Below are 25461 nucleotides of genomic sequence, written 5' to 3'. Positions count from 1 at the left end.
AGTTACCCTCCTTGAATCTCTAGCTTTTGGCGTGCTCTTTCGGTTATCCATAGATTCAACAGAGTCAATGCAATCGCCCAAAAAAGCTGAATCCATATAACATCGTGTGAAGCTTTTTCAAGGAACACCATAACGGGATAATAGATGGCTCCCGCAAAAGGCAAGTATTGTGTCAAAACAGACAAGGGTGCTGGAAGGAAATCAATGGGTACCATTTGTCCTCCAAGTCCAGCCAATAAGGTGAAGTTTACAAAATGTGCCCATGCGACTTCAGTGGTCCAGCAAGCGCTAATTCCTACCAGATAGTGTAAATTCACAGATATAATAATAGCGAGAAGAATGGATATACATATGAAAAGATAACTTAATACGTTTTGAGGTACATAAAAACCAACAGTTATCGCAAACACGAGTCCAATTGGAACCGAACGAAAGAAGAAGTTATAAACAAGCCTGCCGGCTTCTTGTGAGGTAACATACAGAAAAAAGTTTGTAGGTCTGACAAGTTCTAATGATATGGCTCCGTTTCGGACGCCGTTTTGGATGTTTAGTCCAGCTGTTAAAAAACCGGAAACCCAAAGTATACATTGTGCAGCAGCTATGTAATACGTCATGTCCATCACATCATAGGGACTGTTCTGTTCTTTTCCTTGCAGTACACCAGCCCAAATGGCTATGAAAACAAAACCGAAGATCGCACTAGCCGCATTGTTGATGAGGTGGGCAACCTTATACTGCAAATTACGCATAAAGCTTTTTTGTAAAAGAATCCAATAAACCATAAGTCCCCCTTTTTGTAGTTGTAATTTTACCCTTCATTTAAATAATTTGTTGCGAGTTGGTAGTCAATGTAGTTGCCAAGTCTAGGTCTGAAGTAAAGTGCAACTAATGTGCTGAAGATAAGTTAGCTAAAAAGTTTTCTTTAAAGCGCAGAATTATAAAATAGCAAATTTTACAAAAGTTTGCAATTCTTTTTTTGGAGGTAATTTTATGTCTTGTTCACAATGCCGTCCAGCTTGCGCAGGGCTATTATTTTGGATAGCCGATACCGACTGAAAAACTTGTGATTTCAGCTGAATAAGGCAAATCAAAACCTTATCAAAAAAAGATAAGGTTTTTTTGAATGAATATCTTGGAATTCGGGTCAACTTCTAGTAATCTATACATAGATGCTTTTGTAATATAATTGTAAAATTAACGGGAAAATTTCCAAAAGGAGCGGAATGATGGTAACGAAAGCGGATCCGGAAAGAAAGAAGAAAAAAACGCAAGTACCCTTTCGTTTAAATGTCTTGTTTTTAATCGTGTTTTTTCTGTTTTCCATCCTTATTTTAAGGCTAGGCGTACTCCAAATCGTGAACGGGGAAGAGAAACGATTGGAGTCCGAGGCAGTAGAAGAAGTTATTGCTAGAAAAGAAGCACCGCGCGGTAAGCTGCTCGACAGCAACTTCCGTGAAGTTGTCGGCAACGAACCATTTTTCTCTCTAACGTATACAAAGACGGTAGACACAAAAGCCGAAGATACGATGCGGATCGCGGAATGGCTGGCAAACAAGCTCGGTGTAACAGAAGAGCAGGAGAAAAAGATTACAGAAAGAGATAAAAAAGATTATTTTATCGCAAAGAATGGTTTAAAAGAACTAATGGAAGAACGCTTAAGCAAGAAAGAAAAGAAACTGAGCGACAAGGAACAATATAAAGCGCTTGTTGATAAAATCACCGAAGAAGAAATCAAAAATCTCTCTAGTGAAGATATTAAAATTCTTGCATATAAACGGGCAATGGATTCAGGCTATGCCTATTCTGCTCAACGCATCAAAACAAAATTAACGAATGAAGAAGTATCCATTATCTCTGAAAATCTTGGCGACTTGCCAGGTATCGATATCATGGCTGACTCACAGCGTATCTATCCTTTTGGACAATCAGCTATTTTTGGAGCTGTAAAACAGATTCCAAAGACGCGAATGGAATATTTCATCAGCAGAGGCTATGATCGTAGCGACCAGGTAGGAGTCAGTGGTCTAGAGGTTCAGTATGAACAAGTACTTCGAGGAACAAAAGAAAAGTCTGTTTATTTAACAAACCCGAAAACAGGGCAAACGATTGGTGAACCGAAATCAATAGCTGGTCAACGCGGAAAAGACATTGTTCTTACTTTGGATATGGAACTTCAATTCCGATTAGAGCGCATTTTAGAAGAAGAGATCTTAAAAGCTAAACCGCTCCCAGGAAATGAACTGCTGAAGTCTGCTTATATCGTGATGATCAATCCGAAAACTGGTGAAGTAAAAGGTATTGCTGGAAAAAAATACGAGAATGGCAAGTTCATTAATGATGAATACGGTGCGCTGTTCAACTCCTATGAAATGGGATCAACCGTTAAGGGAGCTACTGTGTTATCAGGACTGCAAAAAGGTCTTGTTAGTATGGGAGAACGAATTTACGATACAACTTATACAAAATATGGGATGAACAAATCTTCATGGAAAAACATGGGTTCAATCACGGATTTAGATGCTTTGAGAATGTCTTCCAACGTATATATGTTCAATATTATGGATCGTATGATCGGACCTGAGCATTATACTGAAACGTATGCAGAAGCACGCTATATGTACAACCAGTTTGGTTTAGGTGTAAAAACGGGAATAGACTTTCCGAATGAAGCAACAGGTTATGAGGGAAAACCGCCTGAAGGTGAAATGGGTACCCTTTTTGACTTAGGTATCGGTCAGTTTGACACGTATACGACGATGCAGCTCGTACAATATGTATCAACCATCGCAAATGGCGGTTATCGTGTAAAACCGCAGCTCGTAAAAGAAATTCGTGAACCAGCGACATCTGAAGACAAAGAAGGAAAATTACTAAAACGTTTTGAACCAGTCATACTAAACAAAATTGATGTTGATGAAAAGTATATTAAACGTGTTCAGCAAGGATTCTGGCAAGTTATGCATGCTCCAGGCGGAACGGCAAAAGGGTATTTTGATGACGTTGAAAAATATCATAACCCTGCAGGTAAGACTGGAACTGCTCAGCGTATTATCAAGCATCCTCAGACTGGGCAGTTAACAGAAAAGCATAACTTAACGCTGGTAGGCTACGCGCCATTCGAAAACCCTGAAATTGCATTCGCAGTAGTTGTTCCTGAAGGTACACCTCGAAACGGAAATCAACGCATCAATAAATTCATCGGCCAGCGTGCGTTAGAAGCGTATTGGGATCTTAAGAAAGAATACGGTGAAAACGCGGCAACCGTTACAGCAAACTTAGATAAAGAAAAAGAAGAAACGGAAAACTCAGCACAATGATGCTGAGTTTTTTTATTACAAAAAAGCCGAACAGAGCCGGCTTTTCCATGAGTGCTATTTCTTATTAGCAGAAGCAAGCTGCCCCTACAATAATCAATAGAATAAACAAAACTACTACCAATGCAAATGAATTACCATGAGCAAAACCCATCGATTTTTCCTCCTTTAATTCTTGCAATTGTTAATTCCATATATCCTATGCCTGTTTTCATTTTCGAAGCAGGCACTTGCGGAGATTAAAGTAAAATAGGCATAAAATGTTTGTTTGTCCTGTAAAGTGTCAAAGATTTGTAAAGACTGTATACTTGAGAGGGTATTCTTTCTTTGTTTAAATGTAAGTAGAAAGAAAATATTGCAATAGGGAGCCAGATTATGAAAAAAAAGGTCTTATCCTTACTTTTATTATTTGTATTTGTTTTGAATCTGCCTTCATTCGTATTTGCTCACTCAGATCTTGAGTCAGCAACACCTGCAGAAGGGGAGAAAGTTACAACAGATCTTGAAGCTGTGGTTTTAACGTTTTCAACACGGATCGAATCGTTAAGTACTATGAAATTAAAAAATGAAAAAGAAGAGATCCCTCTTCAAATCAGTATTGAAGATAATCAAATGACAGGGAAAATGAACAATCAGCTTGATAATGGAAACTATACGGTTGAGTACAAAATCATTGGTGCTGACGGACATGTTATCGAACGGAATTACACGTTTTCGGTAGACCGGCCAGAGCAGGCACAGCCAAAAGATCAACCAGATGAAAATCAGGATCAAACAGAACAGACACTGCCTGAACAAGATAAAAAAGAGCAGCCAAGCAATCCCAGCTACTTTCCGCCGCTAACGATAGGACTTGTAATTGTTATTGCTATTGTATCGTTTTTTGTTTTCAGAAAAAAAAGCTAAGACAAAAGCCTCGAATATATCGGGGCTTTTTTTAGTACTATAGGAAAGTGTATTGGTTAACCAAGTTTATAATTCATACGAACAGTTTTTTTGAAAAGTGGAGCAAAAATATAGTTTTTTCTAACTATTCTGTTATATGATGTATATTGTCTTTTATTTTTTTAGAAGGGGGAAGGTGAAGATTTGGATACATTTAAAAGATTAAAAGACTTCTATTGGCCTTATAAAAAATACTTTTACTGGTCGATCCTGACTTTAATTCTCGTATCAGCCATAACGGTTGTGTACCCGATGGTCCTGCAATTTACCATCGATGAAATAATAATTAAAGGGGAATATTCATTTGTTCCGTATGTAGCAATCGGTTTTATCATGCTCATGGGGATAAAAGGAGCAGCTACTTATTGTCATCAATACTTTGGAGATTTGTTCGGTATAAGTTCTGTTTTCCAGCTCAGGGAATCTCTATATGAGAAACTTCAATTTTTACCATTCAGCTATTATGACAATGCCAAAACGGGAGATCTTATGTCCCGCTTAACAGCAGATGTAGAAGGATTTCGTTTTTTTCTTTCTTTCGGCTTTTCTCAGCTCATCAACTTTGTTCTAATCATAGCATTCAGTCTTTCTGTTATGTTCTTCTATTCCGTCCCGCTCGCAATCATCACTCTCTGTATGATGCCTTTCCTCGTAATCGTTGTTTATAAGTTTGATAAAGAAGTTCACCCTGCATTCAGGGGAATACGGAAATCTATGGCTAACCTAAACACAAAGGTTCAGGAAAACATCAGTGGGATCAATACAGTAAAATCCTTATCAAGAGAAGATTTTGAGATTGGCAAGTTCGATACGTCGAACGAAGACTATAAATCTCAGTTTTTGAACACATCCCACATTTGGGCTAGATATTTTCCGGTAATGGAGCTGATCGGTAATCTTTCAGTCGTACTATTGCTCGCATACGGAGGTTATCTTGTAATAAAAGGTGATCTTACAGCAGGTGAGCTGGTTGCATTCTTCAGCCTTGTCTGGTACATCATGGGTCCTATCATGAATCTGGGATTTGTCATGAATACCTTCTCCCAATCCAAAGCTTCTGGAGAGCGTCTTCTTGAAATATTGGATGAACCGCTTGAAATGGAAGGTGAAGACCGTGAAATGGATTTGGTCCACTTGGACGGAGAAGTAACATTTGAAAATGTGACTCATCGGTATAAAAATGAGAAAAAGGATGCATTAAAAGACATTTCTTTTACCGTTAAACAAGGTCATACGATAGGGTTGATCGGAGCGACGGGATCTGGAAAAACATCCATCACACAGCTTCTATCAAGATTTTACAGCCCGGAGTCCGGAAGAATTTTAATTGACGGAAAACCGCTGGAAAAATACTCGCTTAGAACGCTTAGAAAAAATATCGGAACTGTTCTTCAGGAGTCTTTCTTGTTTTCGTCGACAATTAGGGACAACATTTCATATGGAAATCCTTATGCGGATATGGATGACATCGTTGACGCAGCAAAACGAGCGCAGGCTCACGACTTCATTATGGAACTTCCTGATGGGTACGATACGGTTTTAGGAGAGAGAGGACTTGGTCTTTCAGGCGGTCAAAAGCAAAGAATCTCTATCGCAAGAGCCTTATTAATCGACCCAGCCATCCTGATTTTAGATGATGCAACAAGTGCCGTGGATATGGAAACAGAGTTTAAGATTCAGCGTGCCTTAAAAGAAGTGATGGATGATCGAACCACCTTTATTATCGCTCACCGTATCTCTTCTTTAAAACATGCGGATGAAATCTTAGTCCTTGATGAAGGAAAAGTTTTTGAACGGGGAACCCATGAAGAACTTATCCAGAAGGAATCAGGAAACTATCGCCGCATTTATGACATCCAATATCAAGACAGAAACAAAGTATTTCAAAATAACGGGCAGGGGGTGTAGGAAGTGAATAAGACAAAGAAATCAGCCCGTTTCCGTTATTCATCTGAGCAGGTTATCGATAAGCCGTTTAACTGGAGTCAGATCATCCGGCTGTTTGGATACATGAAGCCGTACAGCAAAAATCTTCTTCCAAAAGCTATCTTGGCTATGATCATCACAACAGCGGTCAGACTGGCTGTTCCTGTATTCATTGGTGTCCTAACGTTCGATCACGCGATAAAAAATAAGGATACTTCACTTCTTATTACCTTAATCGCTGCAATTTCAGGGCTTTATCTTCTTTCTTGGGGAGCTAATACACTTCGGATCATATGGATGAATTATCTAGGGCAATATGTAATCTATGATATCCGTCAGCATCTTTTTAAACATATACAGCGTCTTTCACACCGCTTTTTTGATCAGCGTTCGGCAGGGTCAATACTTGTGCGGATTATCAATGATGTTAACTCTTTGCAAGACTTGTTCACAAATGGAGTAATCAACGTCCTGATGGATGTCATCTTGCTGTTTGGAATCATTGTGATCATGTTTGTGTACAGCCCCGAGCTTACGCTGGCAATTATGGTCATCTTGCCGTTAATGTTCTTTATTTCAACAAGTTTAAGAAAAAAGATAAGACGCTCCTGGCAGGTTGTCCGCATAAAGCAGGCAAAGCTAAACTCCCATCTAAACGAAAGCATTCAGGGGATCAGGGTTACGAAATCTTATACACAAGAAAAAGAGAACATGAACTTTTTTAACGGTGTAAATACAGAAACGTATGACAGTTGGAAGACGGCAACACAGCAGAATGCCTTGTTCCGTCCTTTTGTAGAGATGTCAAATGCAATTGGAACCGCGATTTTATTATGGTTCGGTTCATACCTGATCCAAGGTGAAGCATTGGAGATCGGGGTTTTTGTAACCTTCGCCTTTTATCTGGGTATGTTCTGGGAACCCATCTCCCGTTTAGGGCAAGTGTATAACCAGCTGTTAGTTGGTATGGCATCATCAGAAAGGATCTTTGAATTTCTGGACGAAAAACCTAACGTGCATGAAAAGAATGATGCTTATGTATTTACACGTATAAAAGGGGAAATTGAATTTAAAAACGTCGAATTTTCATATGATGATAAACGAAAAGCGTTAAAAGGAATTGACCTCACGATAGGAGCAGGTCAAACTGTTGCATTGGTCGGCCATACAGGCTCAGGAAAAACGACAATCGCTAACCTGGTAAGCAGATTCTATGACCCGACTTCTGGTGAAGTTTTGATTGACGGTGTGAATTTAAAAGACGTTAATTTAGGAAGTCTTCGTGAAAAAGTAAGTGTAGTCCTTCAGGATACCTTTATCTTCTCCGGAATGATCATGGAGAATATCCGGTTCGGAAGACCTGATGCAACCGATGAAGAAGTAAAAAAAGCATCAAAAGCAGTTGGTGCCCATGCCTTCATCGAGAAGCTTTCTGATGGATATGAAACAGAGGTTGAAGAACGCGGAAATGTGCTTTCGGTAGGTGAAAGGCAGCTGCTTTCCTTTGCTCGCGCATTACTTGCTGATCCGGATATTTTAATTTTAGATGAAGCAACAGCAAGTATTGATACAGAATCCGAGCAAAAGATCCAAACTGCTCTTAAGACCTTGCTGAATGGAAGAACGGCAATCATCATTGCCCACAGACTTTCCACGGTCAGGGAAGCAGATAACATCGTCGTTCTGGATCACGGTGAAATCATTGAACAAGGCAATCACAACGAACTGATGGAATCTGAAGGTGTTTACTATCATCTTGTGGTTTCACAATTTAAAATGCTTGATGCGATATAAAAAAACGCCTGGGAAATGTTCCCGGGCGTTTAACTTTTATTGAAGGGCTTTAGATAGTGTTTCAATGTTTTCCTTCATGATTGAAAGGTAATCACGATTATTATTAATATCTTCTTTTGTCAGTGTTTCCAGGTTATGAAGGGTCATGGTTTTCGCACCGACTTCTTTATTAATCATAGCAGCTACTTTGTTATTTACGTTTTCTTCAAAAAGAATGTAGCTGATTTTTTCTTTTTTAGCATTTTTAATAATGTTTTCAATCTGGTGCTGACTTGGTTCATGAGACGGTGAAAGCCCGCTGATTGCTATTTGTTCTAAGCCATATCGCTCAGCCCAATATCCGTATGCCGCATGAGATACGATGAATGCATCTTTTGGTGCATTTTCTACTGAGTTTTTAAAAGCGGAATCCAGCTCTTTTAAATCTTTGATCAAAGCCTCGTGATTCTTTTTGAAATCATCTTTGGCATCTGGTTTGATTTTTACCAACCCGTTGTAGATGTTATCAGCCATCTGCTGGGCAAGTACAGGATCGAGCCAGATGTGAGGATCAAGCGAACCGTGCTCATGATGTTCCTCATTTTCGTGGGATTCTTCTCCTTCGTGATCTTCGTGGGACTCCTCACCTTCATGCTCCTCGTGTGTTCCTTCATCTTCATGCTCTTCCATATGTGCAAGCTCAACACCCTTGGCAGCATCAACAATCGGTACGTCTTCTTCTTTTAATGTATCTGCAACAGAAGAGGAGAATTCATCAGATTCGAGTTTGTTGTAAACAAATGCGTCACCCTCTGTAATTTCAACCATCTTTTTGGTTGATGGCTCATACGTATGCGCATCTGCACCATGAGGTATAATGGACGATACTTCTACGTGTTTTCCACCAATTCTTTCTGTAAAATATTCTAAAGGATACATGGTTGTATATATATTTAATGTTCCATCTTTTTTATCAGCACTTTTGTTTCCGCAAGCTGCTGAAATGATCAAAAGTAAGATCATGCTTAACAAGCCAAGTCTTCTCATCGGTTTTTCTCTCCTTTCACAATCCTTTTTTATTATAAACGGAATCATTACGATTTGCAAAATATTATTTTTAGAAGGTCGATGTATATGGCTGGCAAGCGTTTATAGGAGAATTCAAATGAAGACAACGATTAAATAAAGCAGACCAAGTTCCTTTTTGTTATAATGGAGTAGGTGTTAGAAAAAGCGTTTAAATAAGCGTGAATCATGCTTAAAAAGGAGAGCGCGTACCAACATGAATATTGCTTTTTATTTGTTGCCGAAAGATGAAGTGAAGTATTTAAACCCTGAAGCAACAATGAGGCAGGCATTGGAAAAGTTATCTTATCACAAGTATACTTCTGTGCCGCTCGTTTCTGAAGAAGGCCGTTATATTGGAACATTAACGGAAGGAGATCTTCTATGGAAGCTCAGGGAAGCTTTTGAAAAAGGGTATGATGAAGTTTTAAAGACAAAGTTAACGGACGTACCACAGCGTGTAAATAACATATCGGTATCGATCAACTCTAATATGGAAGACCTTATTACTTTGTCTACTGATCAAAACTTTATACCAGTTACCGATGACGACGGACATTTTATCGGTATTATTAGACGAAGAGATATCATCAAGTATTGTGCAAATTTAATTTGGAAAAAAGAAGTGACAAAAGATTAAGGCATGTGTCTTAATCTTTTTGTTCATACAGGAGGAATTTTATCGGGTGAAAATTGCAGCAATTGCTATTGGAGGCATGGTTGGAGCAATTTTGCGCTTCTGGATTGGAATTCTGCTTTTTAACCCTGAGGCACAATTTCCGTTTCCAACATTAACAATAAACCTGATCGGAAGTTTTCTTCTTGGCTGGTTTGTTGTACATGGTTCCAAAAAGGTGAGAAATAAAACATGGGTAGCAGGTATTCAAACCGGTTTTTTAGGCTCCTTTACTACTTTTTCAACATTTAATGCCGAGATTGTATTATTAATGGATAAGGGCATGGTATCCATTGCGGCACAATACTTTTTCATCAGTGCGGCTGCTGGAATTGTGGCAATTATTTTTGGGATGAAAACCGGTTCCGTACTTTTGAATCAAGAAGGTGCTGAACAATGATCCGAATGACAATTGCTATTGCTGCAGGCGGAGCATTGGGAGCCTTATTGAGATACCTAGTGAGCCAGCGATTTAATGGCGAATTTCCTTGGGGAACGATCTTTGTAAATGTTGCAGGGTCTTTTCTGTTAGGCTGGTATGTGTTTCATGAAGGACGGGAAATACTAGATTCACTATATACGACAGGTTTCCTGGGTGCACTTACGACATTTTCAACACTTCAGTTTGAAGTAGTATCTCTTTATAAGGATAACAGGAGAAAAGTTCTTCTTTATTTGATGCTGACATATATATTAGGATTAATAGCCGCATGGACAGGCTTTATTGCAGCAGTAAAAATATAATTTTGAGGTTAAGGAGAAACAATGAAAGAATTAGTTATTTCACTGCTAGAATGGATTATGAGTTTAGGTCATTTAGGTATTGCACTAGGATTGATGATTGAAGTTATTCCGAGTGAACTTGTCTTGTCGTACGGTGGTTATATGGTTGCCAAAGGCCATTTGAATTTCGCATTGGCCGTTATCGCAGGAACAATCGGCGGAACGCTGGCACAGTTGTTTTTATATTGGATGGGGTACTATGGCGGACGCCCATTCTTGGAAAAGTACGGGAAATACATCTTAATTTCTAAAAAACAAATCGACCTGTCTGAAAAATGGTTTAATAAATATGGAACAGGCGTGATTTTCTTTGCACGCTTCATTCCCGTTGTACGGCATGCGATCAGCATTCCCGCAGGTATCGCGAAAATGTCATTTGCAAAGTTTACGCTATTTACGACACTCGCAGTTATTCCTTGGTCCATCTTTTTTATCGAGTTAGGAAGCAGACTAGGAAGCAACTGGGAAGATATTAAAACAATTGCTGCCCCTTATACAAGAGGAATCATGATAGCAGCAGTGGTCATCATCTTCCTGTTTATCCTTTATAAAGTGAAAAAGAAATAATGCAGAAAGCCCGCTCGTTTAAGCGGGCCTTTATTTGTTTTCCATGGACAAATTCTAAAAAAAATTGTCCCAGACATATATATCCTTACTGTGAAAAATGATGATGAGGAGGGAAGGTGTATGGAAGCATTCATAAAAAATTATCATGAAACCTATAATGCTGCGAAAGTGAATGAACTTTTGCAGCGGATAAAAGCACATAATGAAAACGCAGATCTGACGGCAAAAGTCTCCGAAGCGATGAGAATATGCGGTTTCGACAACGGCGATATCGAGCAGGTGGTGAAGCAGCTCCGCAAGGGGGACAGTTCCTAGACAATTACATTTTAACTGATTTTGTTTTTCTGGGAAGGACATATTGGCTTTAGGCTTATTACATGTGTTGAAGGACCAGAAATCTTCACGAAGATCCATAAATGAGATTCGGGAAATAAAACTTACTAACGAAAACCAAAAGCCGCTTGCCCTTATCAACCTTTCAAGGAAAGCGGCTTTTTCCTTTTAAATCCTATACACTTTCATCACTGGACAAGCATTTCTTTCACGATTTAGGCAAAAATACGATATACTACACATGAAGAGGTGATGGTTGTGGAAATTACTTTAAGCGCAAAAAAGTATATCGAAGAAGTGCTTGAAATGAACAACGCAAACGGAATCCGAGTTTATTTTGCGGGTATGGGCTGAGGCGGACCAAAGCTTGGCCTGGCTCTGGATGAGCCGGAAAACTCAGATATTATTGAAGAAATCAACGGGATTCGGGTTGCTTTTGACCAAAGAATCAAAGATCAGACATCAGCATTGAAGCTTGATTTTGAAGATTCAAAGCATGGTTCTGGCTTAATCATGGTCGGACAAGAAGAATGCTGCTAAAACAAAAACCGCTGAGACAGGTATACCTGTCACCCAGCGGTTTTTTCATATTTGTTTTTATTGCTGTGATTTTCTGAAACCGGCATCGATCGCCTCTTGCTCGCTGCAAAACCATTCTTCGGGCTTAGTAATCTTATAATATCTTCCGCTTTCCACATGATAAATTTTTTCGCCAGAAGAGTTAATGTTTCCCTTAATGGTGCATTTTGTATCGGCAGCATCTTCTTTTTCAGTAACTGTATCATCAGAAATATAACCATCTTCTTGCGTGTAGTTTTCCAAGCTCCAAATACCGATGCCTTCTTTTTGGGCTTGTTTTTGTATTTTTTCAAAATCCTCAACATACTTTGTGTTTGGTTCAAACACATAAGCCACACGTGCCAGCCCATTTTTTAATAAAGATTTCTGTACACTTTCACCGTCCGCATACACATATGCCAAGAGTCTTCCGTATTTATCCCGTTCGCCGATTCCAAGTTCCAGTTCAACGTCTGAACCGTTCAGCATTGCTTTTGTATGGCTGCTTGCTTCTTTACTGAATGGCTGCACGGGTTTATTGGGATGAACGCTCTCTGGTGTGTCCACTAGCAAAAAACGGACCGTTTCGCTTTTTCCATCTACTCGAACCTTAATTGTGTCGCCATCAATAACATCTTCTACATAAACCGGAATTCTATTTTTGCCTGTCGATTGAAAATCACTGCAGCCTCCTAGAAATAGGAATGCAGAAAAGAGAAGCATCCAGATGTTCATGTTGTTTTTCATATGTATCATCCTTAAATAAGTCAATTTATTGTATATGCTCAACACGTATCTATTATAATAAAAAATAGATAGAAGAGATTATAGAATATCACATTGTATAGAAAAAGTGGCGGTATTCATAGAAAGGAGATTACCATGAAAAAGCTGCATAAAATACTGGCACTCTGTTTTGCAGTAATCTTAACGCTTGCAGCAGCAGGCTGCGGGAATGATTCAAATTTAAAAGAAGCAAAGCTTGAAAACCAGAGTGGTGAGCCCGTTTCCGTTTTCCCTTCAGACAAGCCGTCATTAATCTTTTTATTTACGACTGCTGGCTGAGGACTCTGCCAAGCTCAGCTGGTTCAGCTGAAAGAGAATGTTAAAAAATTTGATGACATGGACGTTAATATGTATGCGGTAAGTTCTGATACGGTGGAACATTTATCAGCGCTTCATCAAGAGATGCAGCCGCCGTTCCCATTCTTGTCCGATCCGGAATTTAAACTGATCGACCATCTGGATATGAAGGGTGAAGGTGTAGCGAAACGCGGTTATGCCTTAGTCGATAAGAATGGAAAAGTAATTTTTACAAAGGTTAACGATCATTGGGGAGAGCAAATTGACCAAACGGCAAAAGAGATTCATGAAGAATATAAGAAGATGGAGAAATAGCCAGGTGATTTTCACTGGCTTTTTTCTTTGTGACAACTGTCACAGATTATCCATACTCGGCAGAATAAAATAGAGTTATACTAAATTTAGAAAGTTTCAAGGAGGCAATTCATATGTTAAAAAAATCGTTATGGCTTGCAGCAATCGCAATGCTTGCAATCGGAATTCTGGCAGCTTGCGGCGGAGGAAAAGAGAAGAAAGAAGAAAGTGCTAAAAATGCAGAAGAAACGGTAACCATTGAAGCGAAAAACTTTGAATTTGATAAAAAAGAATATAAAATCCCAGCTAACAAAGACGTTGCTCTAAAACTAGAAAACGTTGATGGAAACCATGCTCTTATGATTGAAGGAGAAGACGTAAACATTTCAGGTGGATCATCTGACGTTGTAAACCTTAAACCAGGAGAATATACAATTCGCTGCAGCATTCCATGCGGGAATGGTCACGCAGATATGGTATCTAAGCTTGTAGTTGAATAAAAACTAAGCCCTCCGACTTAAGGTGTTGGAGGGCTTTTTGAGCTTAAGGCAGCAGCTCAATCCTTATTAGTTCTCTGTTGTATGGTATACCCTTCATTGTCGATGCCCATAAATTTCCCAGCAGTCTTGGCATCATCTGATCTGAGGGAATAGTGCCGTCCGTTTTTAAAAAATGAGAGTAATAAAGTAAATACAGCCATGAAGAAACAGGGAGGAGTATATCGTCCGTAAAATTACGGCTTTCTGTAATTGTTGCAAAAGAGTGAGATTCCCAGCCGGAAATGAATCGAGACCTTTTCCCGTTAAGCTTTGACTCTATGTAGTGCAAAGAGTGCGCAAGCTGAGGGTCATCTTCTCCATCTGCATGGGCTAAGCGGGACTGCATTTCTAATGAAAGCTCCTCTAAGTTGTCTACCTCCGCGATTACATGGCACAATGCCTTATCGTATTGTGCATTCGCGGGAACCCAATTGTTTTTCTCCAGAATCTCCACAAATGAAAGTTCCTCTGATGGGATCTCTTTATAAGGCGGACGAAAGGTTTGTCTGCCATATTTTACGTTGTGGAAGGAATCCTTAACAAAATGTGCCGCTGCATACCATTGGTCGTTCTGATCTTTAAAAAGCCTTTCACCATGAGGAAGGGAAAAGGCTGTAAATAAATCTTTTTTGTTAAACTCATAATCTGGAAGCTGTTCTTTGTTTATTGTTTCAAGAGATGAATTTTCTGGTGTATCAATTGCTGCCAGAACAAATGTATGAATTCGCAATAACGTCACTTTCCTCTAGTTTTTAATTTTGTGAATCGTATCTTTCCAGCTTGCAAAACCCTCTTTAACTGCAAGAAAGCTATTTTTCTTTTGATAAAGGTCATAACGCAAGTAATCTTTCTTTTCCTGAAGAAGCTGCTGCTGTGTTTTCACATCGTTCATTCTTGCCGTAATGCTGTCTCCCGTGCTTTTCATTTTTTGAACCGTAGTCATAGATTCCTTAATGGCTTTAAATCCTGGGATCAAAAAGTAAACAGCCACGCCAGCGCAGACACCTAAAAATAATAATAACCACATCATGATCAAACGCCTCCAATCTTCTTTCTTTACTAAAGTACCCGGAATCGTCTAAGAAAAAACAAAAAACCGGGGTTCTTTCACCTCGGTTTTAGCGTTTTGGACATGTAGAGCAGCATGTACCGTTTTCTGTTTTGTAATATAAGCAGCATGTTTTACGGATTTTTGTCGGTCCGCATCCTATAGGTGCTAAAAACCGGTGAAATGGATTTTTTGTTACTCCAAAATGGTAAGCTGCAGCATCCATAAAGAACGAATAATCCTCTTGAATGCGCTGTTTTACTTCAGCTGAATGGTCTTCACTCAGCCATGTTTCGTAAATCCAGCGTATGTAGATCCATGCATTTTCCCATAGCGTTGCTTTTGAAATACGTGCTGTTTTAGCCACATGATTAAGCATCACTGAAATATTTTCTTTAAAAAGAGTTTCCAGCACGGTTGAGCGCCAATCTTCCCTTGATTCAAAAGACAGTCTTGCAGAAGCATCTTTTAGTGTAAATGATGGCAGCCACATGCTGTCAGAGTTATGATCGATTAAATACACATTCTTGATACTCATATCAAACGATTTATTTAATATCGTCATGCCAAACAGGCACGATGTTAAGCTGCAGAATGCATAACGTTTAAAGAAGAGCGAAGCCGTAACAGGACGCTGTTTCGAACCAATGCGCGGTCCTGTTTGATCTAAAAAGTTAAGCAGAAACTCTTCATCCAGCAGCTGCTCTGCAGAGATAACTGCTTCGTTTTCGAGTGGTGCCTGAAAAGAGAAGCGGTAGTTTGAACTGATATGTTTTTTTTCATCTGCCGTCCAGCCGTTTGACTTAGGCGTACTGAGGAGTATTGACATGCCGGACCACCCGCCCCTTTCCATATGGGATACACATTGGTGTCCCGAATACTGGATCCGGAATGACTGTGCTGGACATTTGAAAGACAGCTTCTACTAGTTGTTCCGTCATAATTTCTTCTGGTGCACCTTGTGCATAAACTGATTTATCCTGAACTGCAACGATGTGGTGAGCATATCGGCAAGCCAGATTTAAATCATGAAGCACCATCACTATTGTGCGCTTTTCCTTTTCGTTTAACTCGAATAGTAAATCAAGAATTTCGACTTGGTGAGTCATATCTAAATATGTTGTAGGTTCATCAAGCAAGATCGTTTCCGTTCCTTGGGCAAGTGTCATAGCAATCCATGCTCGCTGACGCTGTCCTCCAGAAAGAGAATCAACTGGTGTTTCCATGAAAGGGAGCAGATTCGTTGCTTTTAAGGCATTCATGACTTCTCTTTCATCTTCAGGAGACCATTGATGCAGCCATGACTGATAAGGGAATCGTCCTTGTTTTACAAGCTGAAGAACAGTCAATCCTTCAGGAGCAACAGGTCCTTGTGGAAGGATGGCAAGTTCTTTTGCAACCTGTTTTGTAGAACGTTTTGCAATGTCTTTTCCGTTTAACAATACATTTCCTGACTTTGGACTTAAAAGGCGTGCCATGGACCGTAACAGGGTGGATTTACCGCATCCGTTGCTTCCGATAAAGACAGTGATTTTTCCCTTTGGGATCTGAAGGTTTAATCCATCAATGATCGGTTCTTTTCCATAAGCTAACGTAAGGTTTGATGTTGTTAATATAGCCATCTGAAATCCACTCCTGTTATTGGTTTTTAAATAAAAGATAGATGAAATAAGGGGCACCGATTGCTGCTGTAAACACACCAGCCGGCACTTCCAAAGGCGAGAAAAGTGTCCTGCCTGCTAAATCTGCCAACACTACCATAATGCCGCCGATCAATGCTGAAGCAGGGAACAGACCTCCAAAAGATGAGCCCGTGATTCTTCTTGCGATATGCGGTCCGATTAATCCGACAAACCCCATAGCACCTGCAAAGGCAACTGCTGATCCTGCTAAGGCGGTACATACCATCAAAAGCATAAAGCGCTCACGGTGTACCGAAATTCCGGCTCCCATCGTGAGGTCATCACCAAACCCTTGAATGTTCAAGCGTCTTACGAGGAGTATCAGGATAGGCAGCATTCCGAAAAACCAGGGCAGCATCGCCTTAACTTCATTCCATGAGGTTCCGTAAACAGTTCCTGTCAGCCATACAGTTGCCTGACTTGCCCGGTAAATCGGTCCCATCAGCATCATTAATGTTGTCAGTGCCTGAAAAAGTGACATGAGACCAATCCCGATCAGAATAAGCCTGATAGGTGTTACGCCATCTTTCCATGCTAGACCGTAGATTAAGAAAGCTACAGCAGTTGCGCCAATAAAAGCAAACAAAGGCATATAGTTGATGCTTACTAATAAATTATTGCTGTCATCACTGAACATCGTTAAAAAAGCTACTGCAGCAAACCCGGCACCACCCGTAATTCCAATCATATCAGGTGAAGCGAGAGGATTTCGGATAACACCTTGCAGAATGGCTCCTGATAAAGCAAGCGATGCACCTGCGATAAAAGCAACAAGCACTCTCGGGAGCCTAAATTCTGTTATGATCAGCTGATTCATCTCAATACCTGTTCCCATTAAGGCCGAGAACACATCCCAAGGGGCAATATACAGATCGCCTACACCGATACTGACCAGCATTGAAATAAGAGAAACTAAAGCTAGAACTAAAATCGCATATGTTGTTTTTTTATCTATTAAATATGAAAATGACTTACGCTGGATTACCCAATACTTTCTCATTTTTGAAATATTCCTTTACGAACGATGTAAATAAAGAATGGTGTACCAAGCAGAGCGGTGACCACTCCGACTGGTGCTTCCTCTGGCATGATGATATAACGTGCACCAATGTCTGCCATTACCAGCATGACTCCGCCAGTAAGTGCTGAAAAAGGTACAATCCATCGATGATCATTGCCGACTAGGTATCTAGCGAAATGCGGAACTACGATTCCAATAAAGCTGATCGGTCCGGCAATTGCGACTGAACCTCCTGCGAGCAGTACTACCATAAGCGCTGCTGCAAATTTAAAGATCACTGTTTTTTGACCTAAACTTACTGCCACATCTTCACCCAATGCGAATGCATTTAACTGACGCGAGAGCAGCAGTGATACAACCCATGCGATGAAAAGTGCAGGCATTACTGCTGCTAGCATGGAAAGTTTTCTGCCTTCAACAGAACCTGCTAGCCAAAATAACACTTCATCAAGGGCTTTTTCGTTTGTAACTAGCATCCCTTGTGTAAGAGAAGCGAAAAGTGCGGCCATTACAGCACCGGCGAGTGTTAACTTCACAGGTGTTAAACCGCCTTTACCAGCTGAACCGAGAGCATATGCCAATCCTGATGCAACTGCAGCTCCTAGAAATCCGATCCACATGAACTGCTGAATGGATGTGATTCCTAAAAAGGTAACACCAAAAACGATAAAAAATCCTGCACCAGCATTTACGCCAAATATATCTGGTGATGCGATAGGATTTCGGGTAAGCGCCTGCATAAGCACGCCTGCAATCCCTAAGCTGATTCCGACAGCCATTCCCACAAGTGCACGAGGTACACGAGAAAGCTGAATAATTAAATGCTCATTCGAGCCGTTAAAATCGGTGTAAGCTTCAATCGCCATGGATAATGTAGTGTCCGTGTAACCAAGTACAACACTTAATACCATTACAATGAAAGCGAAAATTACACCTATTATCAGCGCGGCTGTTTTTCTTTTCTTTCCATAAAGTATTCCGTTCATTGTGTCCTCTTTTAATAATGAAAAATATTCTCATTTACAGTTTAAGAGTAAAGTAGACATCTGTCAATGACTTTGAAAATCATTATCATTTAGTTATTGACAATGCCAGGAAGTCATATTATGATACGATTGTAATTGATTCTCATTATCATTTACATAAACGAAAAGGGGAGAGAAAACAGAATGAAGAAGACTACATACAAATGGCTTGCGCTTGCAGCTGTATTTACATTAATGCTTGCTTTGGCAGCATGCGGCGGGAAAGATAAAGCAAAAGAAGAAGAAAAATCAGGCGGATCAAAGGCTTCTTCCTATAAAGTTGAGCATGCTATGGGCACAACGGAAGTAAAAAGCAACAAGCGTGTTGTCGTATTAACAAACGAAGGTACTGAAGCGGTTTTAGCGCTTGGTGTAAAACCAGTTGGAGCTGTTAAATCATGGTTGGGCAATCCTTGGTATGACCACATCAAGGATGACATGGAAGGCGTTGAAGTTGTGGGTGATGAAAGCGCGGTTAACGTTGAGAAAATCGCTGCTTTAAAGCCAGACTTAATCATCGGTAACAAAATGCGTCAAGAAAAACAATATGATGAACTGAACAAGATCGCGCCAACTGTATTTGCAGAAGATCTTCGCGGGGACTGGAAAGTTAATTTCGAACTTTACTCTAAAGCATTAAATAAAGAAGAAAAAGGTAAAGAAGTATTAGCAGCATTCGATAAGCGTATTGAAGACTTTAAAGCAGAAGCTGGAGATAAACTTAAAACAGAAGTTTCCATGGTTCGTTTCATGCCAGGAAAATCACGTATCTACCACCAAGATTCATTCTCTGGTGTAATTCTTAAGCAGATCGGTTTTGCTCGTCCTGGCGATCAAAACAAGCCTGACTTTGCAGAAGAAGTAACACAAGAACGTATTCCAGACATGGATGGCGATATGCTGTTCTACTTCACTTACGAAGCTGGTGACGGCAAAGCAACTGAAACTGAAAAAGAGTGGACGAACAATCCTCTTTGGAAGAACCTTGGGGCTGTGAAAGAAGGAAATGCACACAAAGTAAGTGATGCGATCTGGAACACAGCTGGCGGTGTAAAAGCTGCAAACTTAATGATTGATGATCTTGAAAAGTTCTTCTTAGAAAAATAGAGTTTAATTAGAGGAAGCGCAGTTCGCTTCCTTCTTTTTTTATCCAAATTGTCGAAAATTCGATAAAAGTAAATTAACGTGGGATTACGTAATTTACCTCACTTATTTTTCAGAAATCTTTAAACAAATGATCGTTTTCCACTCTGAATTTTCCTATAATATACATAGAAAGATAGAATAGGACAGGAGAATGAGCAGGGTGAAGCTCTCAGGGGAGATTTTCAGGAATAAGAGTTTTTTATATTTTTGGTTTAGTTCGATTTTGACAGCAATGGGCGACAGTATTTTTATGATTACACTTATGTGGCTGCTCGTACAGATTTCTGGTTCATCTGTTATTGTAGGAACGTACATATTACTAGTTACATTGACTAAGTTTTCGTTCGTTCTGTTTGGCGGAGCTATAGTAGACCGTTTCTCAGTAAAAAGACTGCTGATTGGCTCGGCAATTGGAAGAGGTAGTATTTTGCTGCTGTTGTTTGCTGTTATTTCAACAGGTAATCCGCCTATTTCCTTTTTTTACGTTACAGGTGTTCTATTCGGTTTAATTGATGCCATTAGTGAGCCTGCAGGCATTACATTCAGAACGAGGCTTGTACCAGAAAAGCATTACACACAATCGATGAGCCTCTTAATGATGGCTGGTCAGGCTGCAAGTGTCGTCGGCCCTGCTCTTGGTGCATTGCTCTATGCCTTGTATGGAGCAAAGATGGCGTTTCTGCTAAACGGGATCGCATTTTTTATAGCAGCCGCGCTGTTTCTTTTTATCATTGTAAATGATGAAGAGACGGAAGAAAAAACGTCATCCTTATTTGCCGGGATCAAAGAAGGTTTTTCGTTCTTTATAGGAGCACCTGTACTTGCAGCAATGGCGGTTTTTGCTTTTTTTGCAAATGCAGCCGTTGGTGCAGTGATGGTAAGTCTGCCCTTTCTAATGAAGGACTTGAATTTTGGCATTAAAGGTTATGGATGGGCACATACTTCACTTGCGGTTGGCAGTGTTGTGGCGGCGGTCATTTTCTCTTTATTTGTGATTCACAAGCCGAAGCCCTATATGACTTTATTAACTTGTTTCCTTCAAGGTGCGAGTATTCTCTTTATCGGTTTCTTTTCTAAAGAACTAGCTGTTCTGATGTTTTTACTTGCTATGGTTGGTTTTCTTGAAGCAGCTGTAAATGTTATTGCACCAAGTGTGAACCATGCTTTAATCCCGCCAAAGCTATTTGGACGTGTTATCGGAATAATGGTAATAATCATGGGGATTTCTGAACCTATTGCAGCAGGTACTGCAGGATTCCTTATCGAAAAGATAGGGGCAGCTGATGTATTTGTCTGGGGAGGATCGATGGAGATGCTTGCTGCCATACTCGTATTCTCGCTTCCTTTTATAAGAAACTTTAAAACAGCAGAAAAGACTTCTTAATTTTTTCACAATTTCGTTATAAATTTGCCATAAGTTACAAAAGGCAATTGGAAGAGTTTACATAAACTTTATAGTAGAAGTAAATTTATTCCTGGAGGTTTTTACAATGAACAAAAAACCGTCATTTGAAAAGGAAATGCAGAAGCGCGAAATACTAATGAAGGACGAGCAAACGAACGGATGGTTTTACGAAGACCATATCACTGCAATCGTTAATCGCGCCCGGAAGGAAGGGGCATTCGACGATCTTGTTGGAATGGGCAAGCCCCTTAATATTGATGAGGATCTAGTTTATAATCCCGAAAAGCGGCTGCACAAAGTGATGAAAGATAATAATGTTTTGCCGAATTGGGTGAAACTCGGCAAAGAGATAGACGTATTAAAAGAGGAGCTAAAATCCTACACAGTTGCATATAACATTAAAAAAACAGTTGAAACAATTAACCAAAAAGTGTTTCAGCATAACTTGACATGTCCGTCTTCGGCACAGCGGATGAAAGTGAAACTGGAGGACGTTTTGAAGTAATAATCGGAGGGTGTATGTCAAAAATAAGCACGTTGAACGCAAAACATTATCAATGGGGAGATGCGTGTGATGGATGGCATCTCCTTAAGGAAGAGTCTTTAAGTATCATACATGAAAAAATGCCGCCTCATACTGCTGAGGTAAGACACTATCATGTGTTTTCAAAACAGTTTTTCTTTATGTTAAACGGAGAAATCGTTGTAGAAAAAGAAGGAGAAGAGTGCATTTTATATCCTCATCAGGGAATTGAGATACCTGCCGGAACAACCCATCAAATACGAAATGAAGGTAATGCACCAGCCGAGTTTTTAGTAACTTCTCAGCCGCCTGCTCATGGCGACAGAGTCGTTGTGAAAAAAGTGAAAAGCATCAGTCATGTGACCCTTTAGTGTATGCAACTAAGGGTTTTTTTCATGCACAGAAGAAAACCCTCCACATTGTGAAGGGATATGGTTATTTATACTTCATTTAGGCTTGTAACAGATACACTTTGCTTCGAATTTGGATCATTAAGCGGATGAATAGTTGCTGTTCCGTTCTGCTGATCTACATGCTCGATGTAAACGGCTTCACCATTACATGTAACATTAGCCATTGTTGAGGATGCAGATATTTCTTGTGCTCGTTTAGCGTCCAATTTGGTAACCTCCTTCTATTAATAACAAACATAATATTTGTATCCGATCCCTAAAATATTCGCTTGCCTCCTAATGAAAACGAAATGTAATTCTATGAAAGTCCATAGGGAAAGCTACTGAAAAACAGGACTGGAGCAAATATAGGATGTTAAAATATAAAAAATCCACGAACGAAACGGTAAGAACTGATCATTTTGAATTACCTGATGAAAACGAAACACTTTGGCTGTTTTATGATTCCCCTGAAGAGATGAAAAGAGATGGTGTCCTTGATAAAATTGATCTTCATGAGCTGGCAAGTTCAGCATTTACCGTCTTTTCAGAACATCCAAGGATAAACGTTTATTCGAAGCATGCCGTACTTTCGACCTTTTATTTGGAAACGAAAACGCTGGAGCCACTTAGGATAAACGTACTTATTGGTGAAAGGTATTTAATTGTAGTTGCAGAACGTGAAATACCTTTTAGAGAACAGCTTGTAAAAGATTTTAAGGAAAATCCTGAACATATGCAGCATGTTAGTTATATGCTTTATTATTTTATGAAAGATATTGTGAACTCTTATTTAGAAGTGGTAGATCAGCTTTCGGATAAATTTTTGGAACTCGAAAAAAGCGTTTTTGTAGATCCTCTTAAACGGGAGATCGGACATAAAGTGTATAGATGGAAAAACCGGCTGCACAAATTACGGCAATACGTTGAGGCTGAAGAGAGTGTTATTCAGAAAATGGGACATGATGACTTTGAATACGCTAATGAAGAATCCGGTTTTTACTTCAAAGACTTATTATCTGCATTCTCGAGGGTAACCTCTGCGTTTGACAGCTTTAAAGAGAACTTAAAAGGTGTATTAGATCTTCAAATGTCATTAAAATCGGATCACATGAACCGGATTATGAAAACATTGACCCTGGTTAGCGCAGTCTTTGTACCTCTAACGTTTATAGCCGGTCTATACGGAATGAATTTTGAATATATGCCGGAGCTGCGATGGAGATATGGCTATTTTTTTGTATTAACCCTCTGTTTTGCCTTAGCAGTTATGATCATGAGTTATTTTAAGAAAAAAAGATGGTGGTGACCGTTACATAAAAAATCATGTGAGGTGGAAAATAAAGAAAAAGGAGGGCGTCACACTTGGAAAAAAGACCATATTATGTGAATGTTGAAAGTGGAGAAATCCTGCCGGTAAAAACGGCTTCAACCTTTCAGTTTGAAATATCTGCTTCAGATGAAGATGTGAGAAAGCTTGAGAACAAATTTGAAGAAATCGATAGTGCGGCATCAGATACATTTGTAAGATCGCATGTCCCTTATGTTCCTTATTCAAATGACCCAGATAACGACAGGTACGATCAAAAATTAAGAGAAGCCTATCAAATTATTCATGATCTGGGGCAAGAGGAAACAAAAAGGTTTATTGAAACAATGAGCTTTTGGAATCCAGAAAAACCTCAAGATATAGAAAAAAGGCCAGAGGACATATAGTCTTAAGGCCTTTTTTTCTAATATACGAAGAATGCAATGTAAATGATGAGAATAACCACTATTGTAAATCCCGCTAATGCAATAAATACTGGATTGAATAGTGCAGTATGTCTAGATACTGCTGGATTCACTTCGTCTTCTGTATAGACTTTTTGTTTTTTTGCAACTTTCATCGTCCACCAAAGTCCCGCAGCTGCTACGAGGACAGACAACAAAATAAAGAACATTGTAAACAATATGTTCACTCCTTATACCTTGTTTGTCCTAATAGTGTTTGTGGAATTATCGGCTTTCATGCATAACAGCAGAAGGTTGCTCCAAAGAATCCAGCCGCTGAAGTTCATTCATTACAAGTGATAAGATTTTATCCTGATCTCTTTTATCAAAAATATTATATTGATCACTCTCGATCATCAATACAGGTGTCTTATCGTAAGCTTTAATCCAATCCTTGTATTTGCCATGAAGTGTTTTGTAATAAGCCCGAAGTTCAGGGTTTTCCTCAACCTGCTCATACGAACGACCTCTTTGTCTAATACGGTCCAGTACCGTTTCAAGATCACTATCCAAATAAATAAGAAGATCCTGACGTGACTTAGGTGTTTTATCAATTTCGTTCATCATCGTTTCAAGTAAGTCTTTGTAAGTATCAAACTCAAGCTGTGTCATGTTGCCAGAATCAAAGTTCAGCTCAGCAAAGATTAAGTCTTCATACAGGCTCCGGTCCAGTACATTGTCAGGACTGGTACGAGCGTGTCGAATCGTTTTAAAACGCGTATTTAAAAAATAGATCTGAAGCGGGAAAGCCCATCGCTTCGGGTTTTTGTAATAATCGGGTAAAATAGGGTTATCAACGACGCTTTCGTAGAAAATCTCGCTGCCAAGCTGTTCGCTTAGGAATTCCGCATATGTAGATTTGCCCGTCCCGATCATACCTGCCATTAAAATCACGGTGTATCCTCCGTTCAATCGAGTCTTATGTATGTAAATCAATATATGGTATGTATGGCTGGTAAGCCCTTCTAAATATATCACGTTATGTTAAAGGTGAACAGAGGATTTGTCGTACTAACAGAAAAATGAGATTAGGGGAGAAATTATTATGCAGGAGTATACAGTATGCTTTATTCAAAGAAAACAACAACTTCTGCTTCTTAACAGGATTAAGGCTCCATTAATGGGATTATGGAATGGAGTTGGGGGGAAGATTGAACCCTACGAATCCATTAAGGAAGGTGCTTTAAGAGAAGTTTTTGAAGAACCGGTATTCAATGTCAAAATGCTGATTATAAAGGTAAAGTAATCTGCAATGGAAATTGGGGAGGATTAAATCTTCACTTTTTCTGGATCGAATTACAAGATCAATTCAATCTTCACACTCCATTAACTACTGAAGAAGGGATTCTGGATTGGAAGATATTGAATGGATTCTGAATCCTGATAATAAAGGAATCGTAAGTAATTTACCTATACTTCTTCCAGAGATGATAGGTTCATTAGTCCCACAAAATTATATTTTGGATTATGACCAATTAGGACAAATAAAAGAAATGAAAATAAATTCAGAGGTCCAGTTAATGATATAGGTTAGGAGGATGACCATGACCATTAAAATCAAAGTTTATTCAGATTTTGTTTGACCCTATT

General features: G+C 39.4%; 33 protein-coding genes and 1 pseudogene. 21 read left to right on the top strand and 13 right to left on the bottom strand.

Annotated features, from left to right (window positions below; all coding sequences use genetic code 11):
* Positions 1 to 2: 2 nt before the first annotated feature.
* The gene (locus tag M3196_RS12495) at positions 3 to 782 is read right to left on the bottom strand and encodes an ABC transporter permease (protein WP_251322645.1); all 780 of its coding nucleotides are present in this window, start codon (positions 780 to 782) and stop codon (positions 3 to 5) included.
* A gap of 444 nt (positions 783 to 1226) precedes the next feature.
* Between M3196_RS12495 and M3196_RS12490 the strand changes: the two genes are divergently transcribed.
* A complete protein-coding gene (locus tag M3196_RS12490; protein ID WP_251322644.1) occupies positions 1227 to 3317 on the top strand; it encodes a peptidoglycan D,D-transpeptidase FtsI family protein in 2091 nt (696 codons plus the stop codon).
* A 64-nt stretch (positions 3318 to 3381) separates the two neighbouring features.
* On the opposite strand, the gene M3196_RS12485 is transcribed toward M3196_RS12490, so the two are convergent.
* Positions 3382 to 3468, bottom strand: coding sequence for a YjcZ family sporulation protein (locus M3196_RS12485; RefSeq protein ID WP_077361959.1), 87 nt, complete (start codon positions 3466 to 3468; stop codon positions 3382 to 3384).
* Between the two features lie 221 nt (positions 3469 to 3689).
* Here M3196_RS12485 and M3196_RS12480 point away from each other — a divergent pair, with 221 nt between their 5' ends.
* The 3 genes from M3196_RS12480 to M3196_RS12470 all read left to right on the top strand — a co-directional run bounded on the left by M3196_RS12480 (position 3690) and on the right by M3196_RS12470 (position 7979).
* Positions 3690 to 4220: a copper resistance CopC family protein gene (locus M3196_RS12480; protein WP_251322643.1), complete on the top strand. Its 531-nt coding sequence runs from the start codon at positions 3690 to 3692 to the stop codon at positions 4218 to 4220.
* Positions 4221 to 4403: 183 nt separating this feature from the next.
* The gene (locus M3196_RS12475) at positions 4404 to 6167 is read left to right on the top strand and encodes an ABC transporter ATP-binding protein (RefSeq protein WP_251322642.1); all 1764 of its coding nucleotides are present in this window, start codon (positions 4404 to 4406) and stop codon (positions 6165 to 6167) included.
* 3 nt (positions 6168 to 6170) lie between these two features.
* Positions 6171 to 7979, top strand: a complete 1809-nt coding sequence (locus M3196_RS12470) for an ABC transporter ATP-binding protein (RefSeq protein ID WP_251322641.1) — start codon at positions 6171 to 6173, stop codon at positions 7977 to 7979.
* 36 nt (positions 7980 to 8015) lie between these two features.
* On the opposite strand, the gene M3196_RS12465 is transcribed toward M3196_RS12470, so the two are convergent.
* On the bottom strand, positions 8016 to 9005 hold the full coding sequence (locus M3196_RS12465) for a metal ABC transporter solute-binding protein, Zn/Mn family (protein WP_251322640.1): 990 nt from the start codon (positions 9003 to 9005) through the stop codon (positions 8016 to 8018).
* A gap of 235 nt (positions 9006 to 9240) precedes the next feature.
* Here M3196_RS12465 and M3196_RS12460 point away from each other — a divergent pair, with 235 nt between their 5' ends.
* The 6 genes from M3196_RS12460 to M3196_RS22110 all read left to right on the top strand — a co-directional run bounded on the left by M3196_RS12460 (position 9241) and on the right by M3196_RS22110 (position 11922).
* Positions 9241 to 9663, top strand: a complete 423-nt coding sequence (locus M3196_RS12460) for a CBS domain-containing protein (protein WP_251322639.1) — start codon at positions 9241 to 9243, stop codon at positions 9661 to 9663.
* Positions 9664 to 9709: 46 nt separating this feature from the next.
* A complete protein-coding gene (crcB, locus tag M3196_RS12455; protein ID WP_251322638.1) occupies positions 9710 to 10099 on the top strand; it encodes a fluoride efflux transporter CrcB in 390 nt (129 codons plus the stop codon).
* A complete protein-coding gene (locus M3196_RS12450; RefSeq protein ID WP_251322637.1) occupies positions 10096 to 10443 on the top strand; it encodes a fluoride efflux transporter FluC in 348 nt (115 codons plus the stop codon). The genes crcB and M3196_RS12450 overlap by 4 nt, the downstream gene beginning before the upstream one ends.
* Positions 10444 to 10464: 21 nt before the next feature.
* Complete coding sequence (locus tag M3196_RS12445; protein ID WP_130296008.1) at positions 10465 to 11049, top strand: DedA family protein; 585 nt, start codon at positions 10465 to 10467, stop codon at positions 11047 to 11049.
* 120 nt (positions 11050 to 11169) lie between these two features.
* Positions 11170 to 11364 (top strand): hypothetical protein, encoded by a 195-nt coding sequence (locus M3196_RS12440; RefSeq protein WP_251322636.1) that lies wholly within the window; start codon positions 11170 to 11172, stop codon positions 11362 to 11364.
* Positions 11365 to 11640: 276 nt separating this feature from the next.
* The gene (locus tag M3196_RS22110; protein ID WP_338082946.1) at positions 11641 to 11922 is read left to right on the top strand and encodes a HesB-like (seleno)protein; all 282 of its coding nucleotides are present in this window, start codon (positions 11641 to 11643) and stop codon (positions 11920 to 11922) included.
* Positions 11923 to 11979: 57 nt separating this feature from the next.
* On the opposite strand, the gene M3196_RS12435 is transcribed toward M3196_RS22110, so the two are convergent.
* Entirely contained in the window at positions 11980 to 12687 is a 708-nt protein-coding gene (locus M3196_RS12435; RefSeq protein ID WP_251322635.1) for a thermonuclease family protein, read from the bottom strand.
* 135 nt (positions 12688 to 12822) lie between these two features.
* Here M3196_RS12435 and M3196_RS12430 point away from each other — a divergent pair, with 135 nt between their 5' ends.
* The 3 genes and pseudogenes from M3196_RS12430 (at position 12823) to M3196_RS12420 (ending at position 13817) form a co-directional block, all read left to right on the top strand.
* Positions 12823 to 13005: a hypothetical protein gene (locus M3196_RS12430; protein WP_251322634.1), complete on the top strand. Its 183-nt coding sequence runs from the start codon at positions 12823 to 12825 to the stop codon at positions 13003 to 13005.
* A gap of 15 nt (positions 13006 to 13020) precedes the next feature.
* Positions 13021 to 13338 (top strand): annotated as a pseudogene (locus tag M3196_RS12425) (redoxin domain-containing protein); the annotation flags it as partial.
* Positions 13339 to 13451: 113 nt separating this feature from the next.
* Positions 13452 to 13817, top strand: coding sequence for a cupredoxin domain-containing protein (locus M3196_RS12420; RefSeq protein WP_251322632.1), 366 nt, complete (start codon positions 13452 to 13454; stop codon positions 13815 to 13817).
* 43 nt (positions 13818 to 13860) lie between these two features.
* Here the strand turns inward: M3196_RS12420 and M3196_RS12415 are convergent, their stop codons facing one another.
* From M3196_RS12415 to M3196_RS12390, 6 genes are all read right to left on the bottom strand, one after another.
* The gene (locus tag M3196_RS12415) at positions 13861 to 14586 is read right to left on the bottom strand and encodes a hypothetical protein (RefSeq protein WP_251322631.1); all 726 of its coding nucleotides are present in this window, start codon (positions 14584 to 14586) and stop codon (positions 13861 to 13863) included.
* Positions 14587 to 14601: 15 nt separating this feature from the next.
* Positions 14602 to 14886, bottom strand: a complete 285-nt coding sequence (locus M3196_RS12410; RefSeq protein WP_251322629.1) for a hypothetical protein — start codon at positions 14884 to 14886, stop codon at positions 14602 to 14604.
* Between the two features lie 88 nt (positions 14887 to 14974).
* Positions 14975 to 15733 (bottom strand): IucA/IucC family C-terminal-domain containing protein, encoded by a 759-nt coding sequence (locus M3196_RS12405; RefSeq protein WP_251322628.1) that lies wholly within the window; start codon positions 15731 to 15733, stop codon positions 14975 to 14977.
* Positions 15708 to 16526: an ABC transporter ATP-binding protein gene (locus M3196_RS12400; protein ID WP_251322627.1), complete on the bottom strand. Its 819-nt coding sequence runs from the start codon at positions 16524 to 16526 to the stop codon at positions 15708 to 15710. Before M3196_RS12400 ends, M3196_RS12405 begins: the two co-directional genes overlap by 26 nt.
* Before the next feature lie 16 nt (positions 16527 to 16542).
* Positions 16543 to 17586 carry a FecCD family ABC transporter permease gene (locus M3196_RS12395; protein ID WP_251322626.1) on the bottom strand — a complete coding sequence of 348 codons (1044 nt, stop codon included), beginning with the start codon at positions 17584 to 17586 and terminating at the stop codon, positions 16543 to 16545.
* Positions 17583 to 18584: a FecCD family ABC transporter permease gene (locus tag M3196_RS12390; protein ID WP_425311003.1), complete on the bottom strand. Its 1002-nt coding sequence runs from the start codon at positions 18582 to 18584 to the stop codon at positions 17583 to 17585. The genes M3196_RS12395 and M3196_RS12390 overlap by 4 nt, the downstream gene beginning before the upstream one ends.
* Positions 18585 to 18776: 192 nt before the next feature.
* On the opposite strand from M3196_RS12390, the gene M3196_RS12385 reads away from it, so the two are divergent.
* From M3196_RS12385 to M3196_RS12370, 4 genes are all read left to right on the top strand, one after another.
* On the top strand, positions 18777 to 19739 hold the full coding sequence (locus M3196_RS12385) for an ABC transporter substrate-binding protein (protein ID WP_251322624.1): 963 nt from the start codon (positions 18777 to 18779) through the stop codon (positions 19737 to 19739).
* A 190-nt stretch (positions 19740 to 19929) separates the two neighbouring features.
* Positions 19930 to 21162, top strand: a complete 1233-nt coding sequence (locus tag M3196_RS12380) for an MFS transporter (RefSeq protein WP_276531353.1) — start codon at positions 19930 to 19932, stop codon at positions 21160 to 21162.
* 106 nt (positions 21163 to 21268) lie between these two features.
* Positions 21269 to 21688 carry a DUF1992 domain-containing protein gene (locus M3196_RS12375; RefSeq protein WP_251322623.1) on the top strand — a complete coding sequence of 140 codons (420 nt, stop codon included), beginning with the start codon at positions 21269 to 21271 and terminating at the stop codon, positions 21686 to 21688.
* 14 nt (positions 21689 to 21702) lie between these two features.
* Positions 21703 to 22077: a cupin domain-containing protein gene (locus tag M3196_RS12370; RefSeq protein WP_251322622.1), complete on the top strand. Its 375-nt coding sequence runs from the start codon at positions 21703 to 21705 to the stop codon at positions 22075 to 22077.
* Between the two features lie 68 nt (positions 22078 to 22145).
* Here the strand turns inward: M3196_RS12370 and M3196_RS12365 are convergent, their stop codons facing one another.
* Complete coding sequence (locus M3196_RS12365) at positions 22146 to 22325, bottom strand: small acid-soluble spore protein H (protein WP_251322621.1); 180 nt, start codon at positions 22323 to 22325, stop codon at positions 22146 to 22148.
* 146 nt (positions 22326 to 22471) lie between these two features.
* Between M3196_RS12365 and M3196_RS12360 the strand changes: the two genes are divergently transcribed.
* Together M3196_RS12360 and M3196_RS12355 are read left to right on the top strand one after the other, a co-directional pair.
* A complete protein-coding gene (locus M3196_RS12360) occupies positions 22472 to 23407 on the top strand; it encodes a magnesium transporter CorA family protein (RefSeq protein ID WP_251322620.1) in 936 nt (311 codons plus the stop codon).
* 56 nt (positions 23408 to 23463) lie between these two features.
* Positions 23464 to 23814 carry a hydrolase gene (locus M3196_RS12355; protein WP_251322619.1) on the top strand — a complete coding sequence of 117 codons (351 nt, stop codon included), beginning with the start codon at positions 23464 to 23466 and terminating at the stop codon, positions 23812 to 23814.
* A gap of 17 nt (positions 23815 to 23831) precedes the next feature.
* Here M3196_RS12355 and M3196_RS12350 read toward each other — a convergent pair whose 3' ends face one another.
* A complete protein-coding gene (locus tag M3196_RS12350; protein ID WP_251322618.1) occupies positions 23832 to 24050 on the bottom strand; it encodes a hypothetical protein in 219 nt (72 codons plus the stop codon).
* A gap of 46 nt (positions 24051 to 24096) precedes the next feature.
* Positions 24097 to 24756 carry a deoxynucleoside kinase gene (locus M3196_RS12345; protein ID WP_251322887.1) on the bottom strand — a complete coding sequence of 220 codons (660 nt, stop codon included), beginning with the start codon at positions 24754 to 24756 and terminating at the stop codon, positions 24097 to 24099.
* Positions 24757 to 24916: 160 nt separating this feature from the next.
* Between M3196_RS12345 and M3196_RS12340 the strand changes: the two genes are divergently transcribed.
* Together M3196_RS12340 and M3196_RS12335 are read left to right on the top strand one after the other, a co-directional pair.
* Positions 24917 to 25117 (top strand): NUDIX domain-containing protein, encoded by a 201-nt coding sequence (locus tag M3196_RS12340; protein ID WP_251322617.1) that lies wholly within the window; start codon positions 24917 to 24919, stop codon positions 25115 to 25117.
* Between the two features lie 106 nt (positions 25118 to 25223).
* Positions 25224 to 25400 carry a hypothetical protein gene (locus tag M3196_RS12335; protein WP_251322616.1) on the top strand — a complete coding sequence of 59 codons (177 nt, stop codon included), beginning with the start codon at positions 25224 to 25226 and terminating at the stop codon, positions 25398 to 25400.
* Positions 25401 to 25461 lie beyond the last annotated feature (61 nt).

The sequence above is a fragment of the Fictibacillus nanhaiensis genome (assembly GCF_023715445.1).
In the GTDB taxonomy this organism is placed as follows: Bacteria; Bacillota; Bacilli; order Bacillales; family Fictibacillaceae; genus Fictibacillus; species Fictibacillus nanhaiensis_D.
This window is presented reverse-complemented; position numbering and strand designations above follow the sequence as displayed.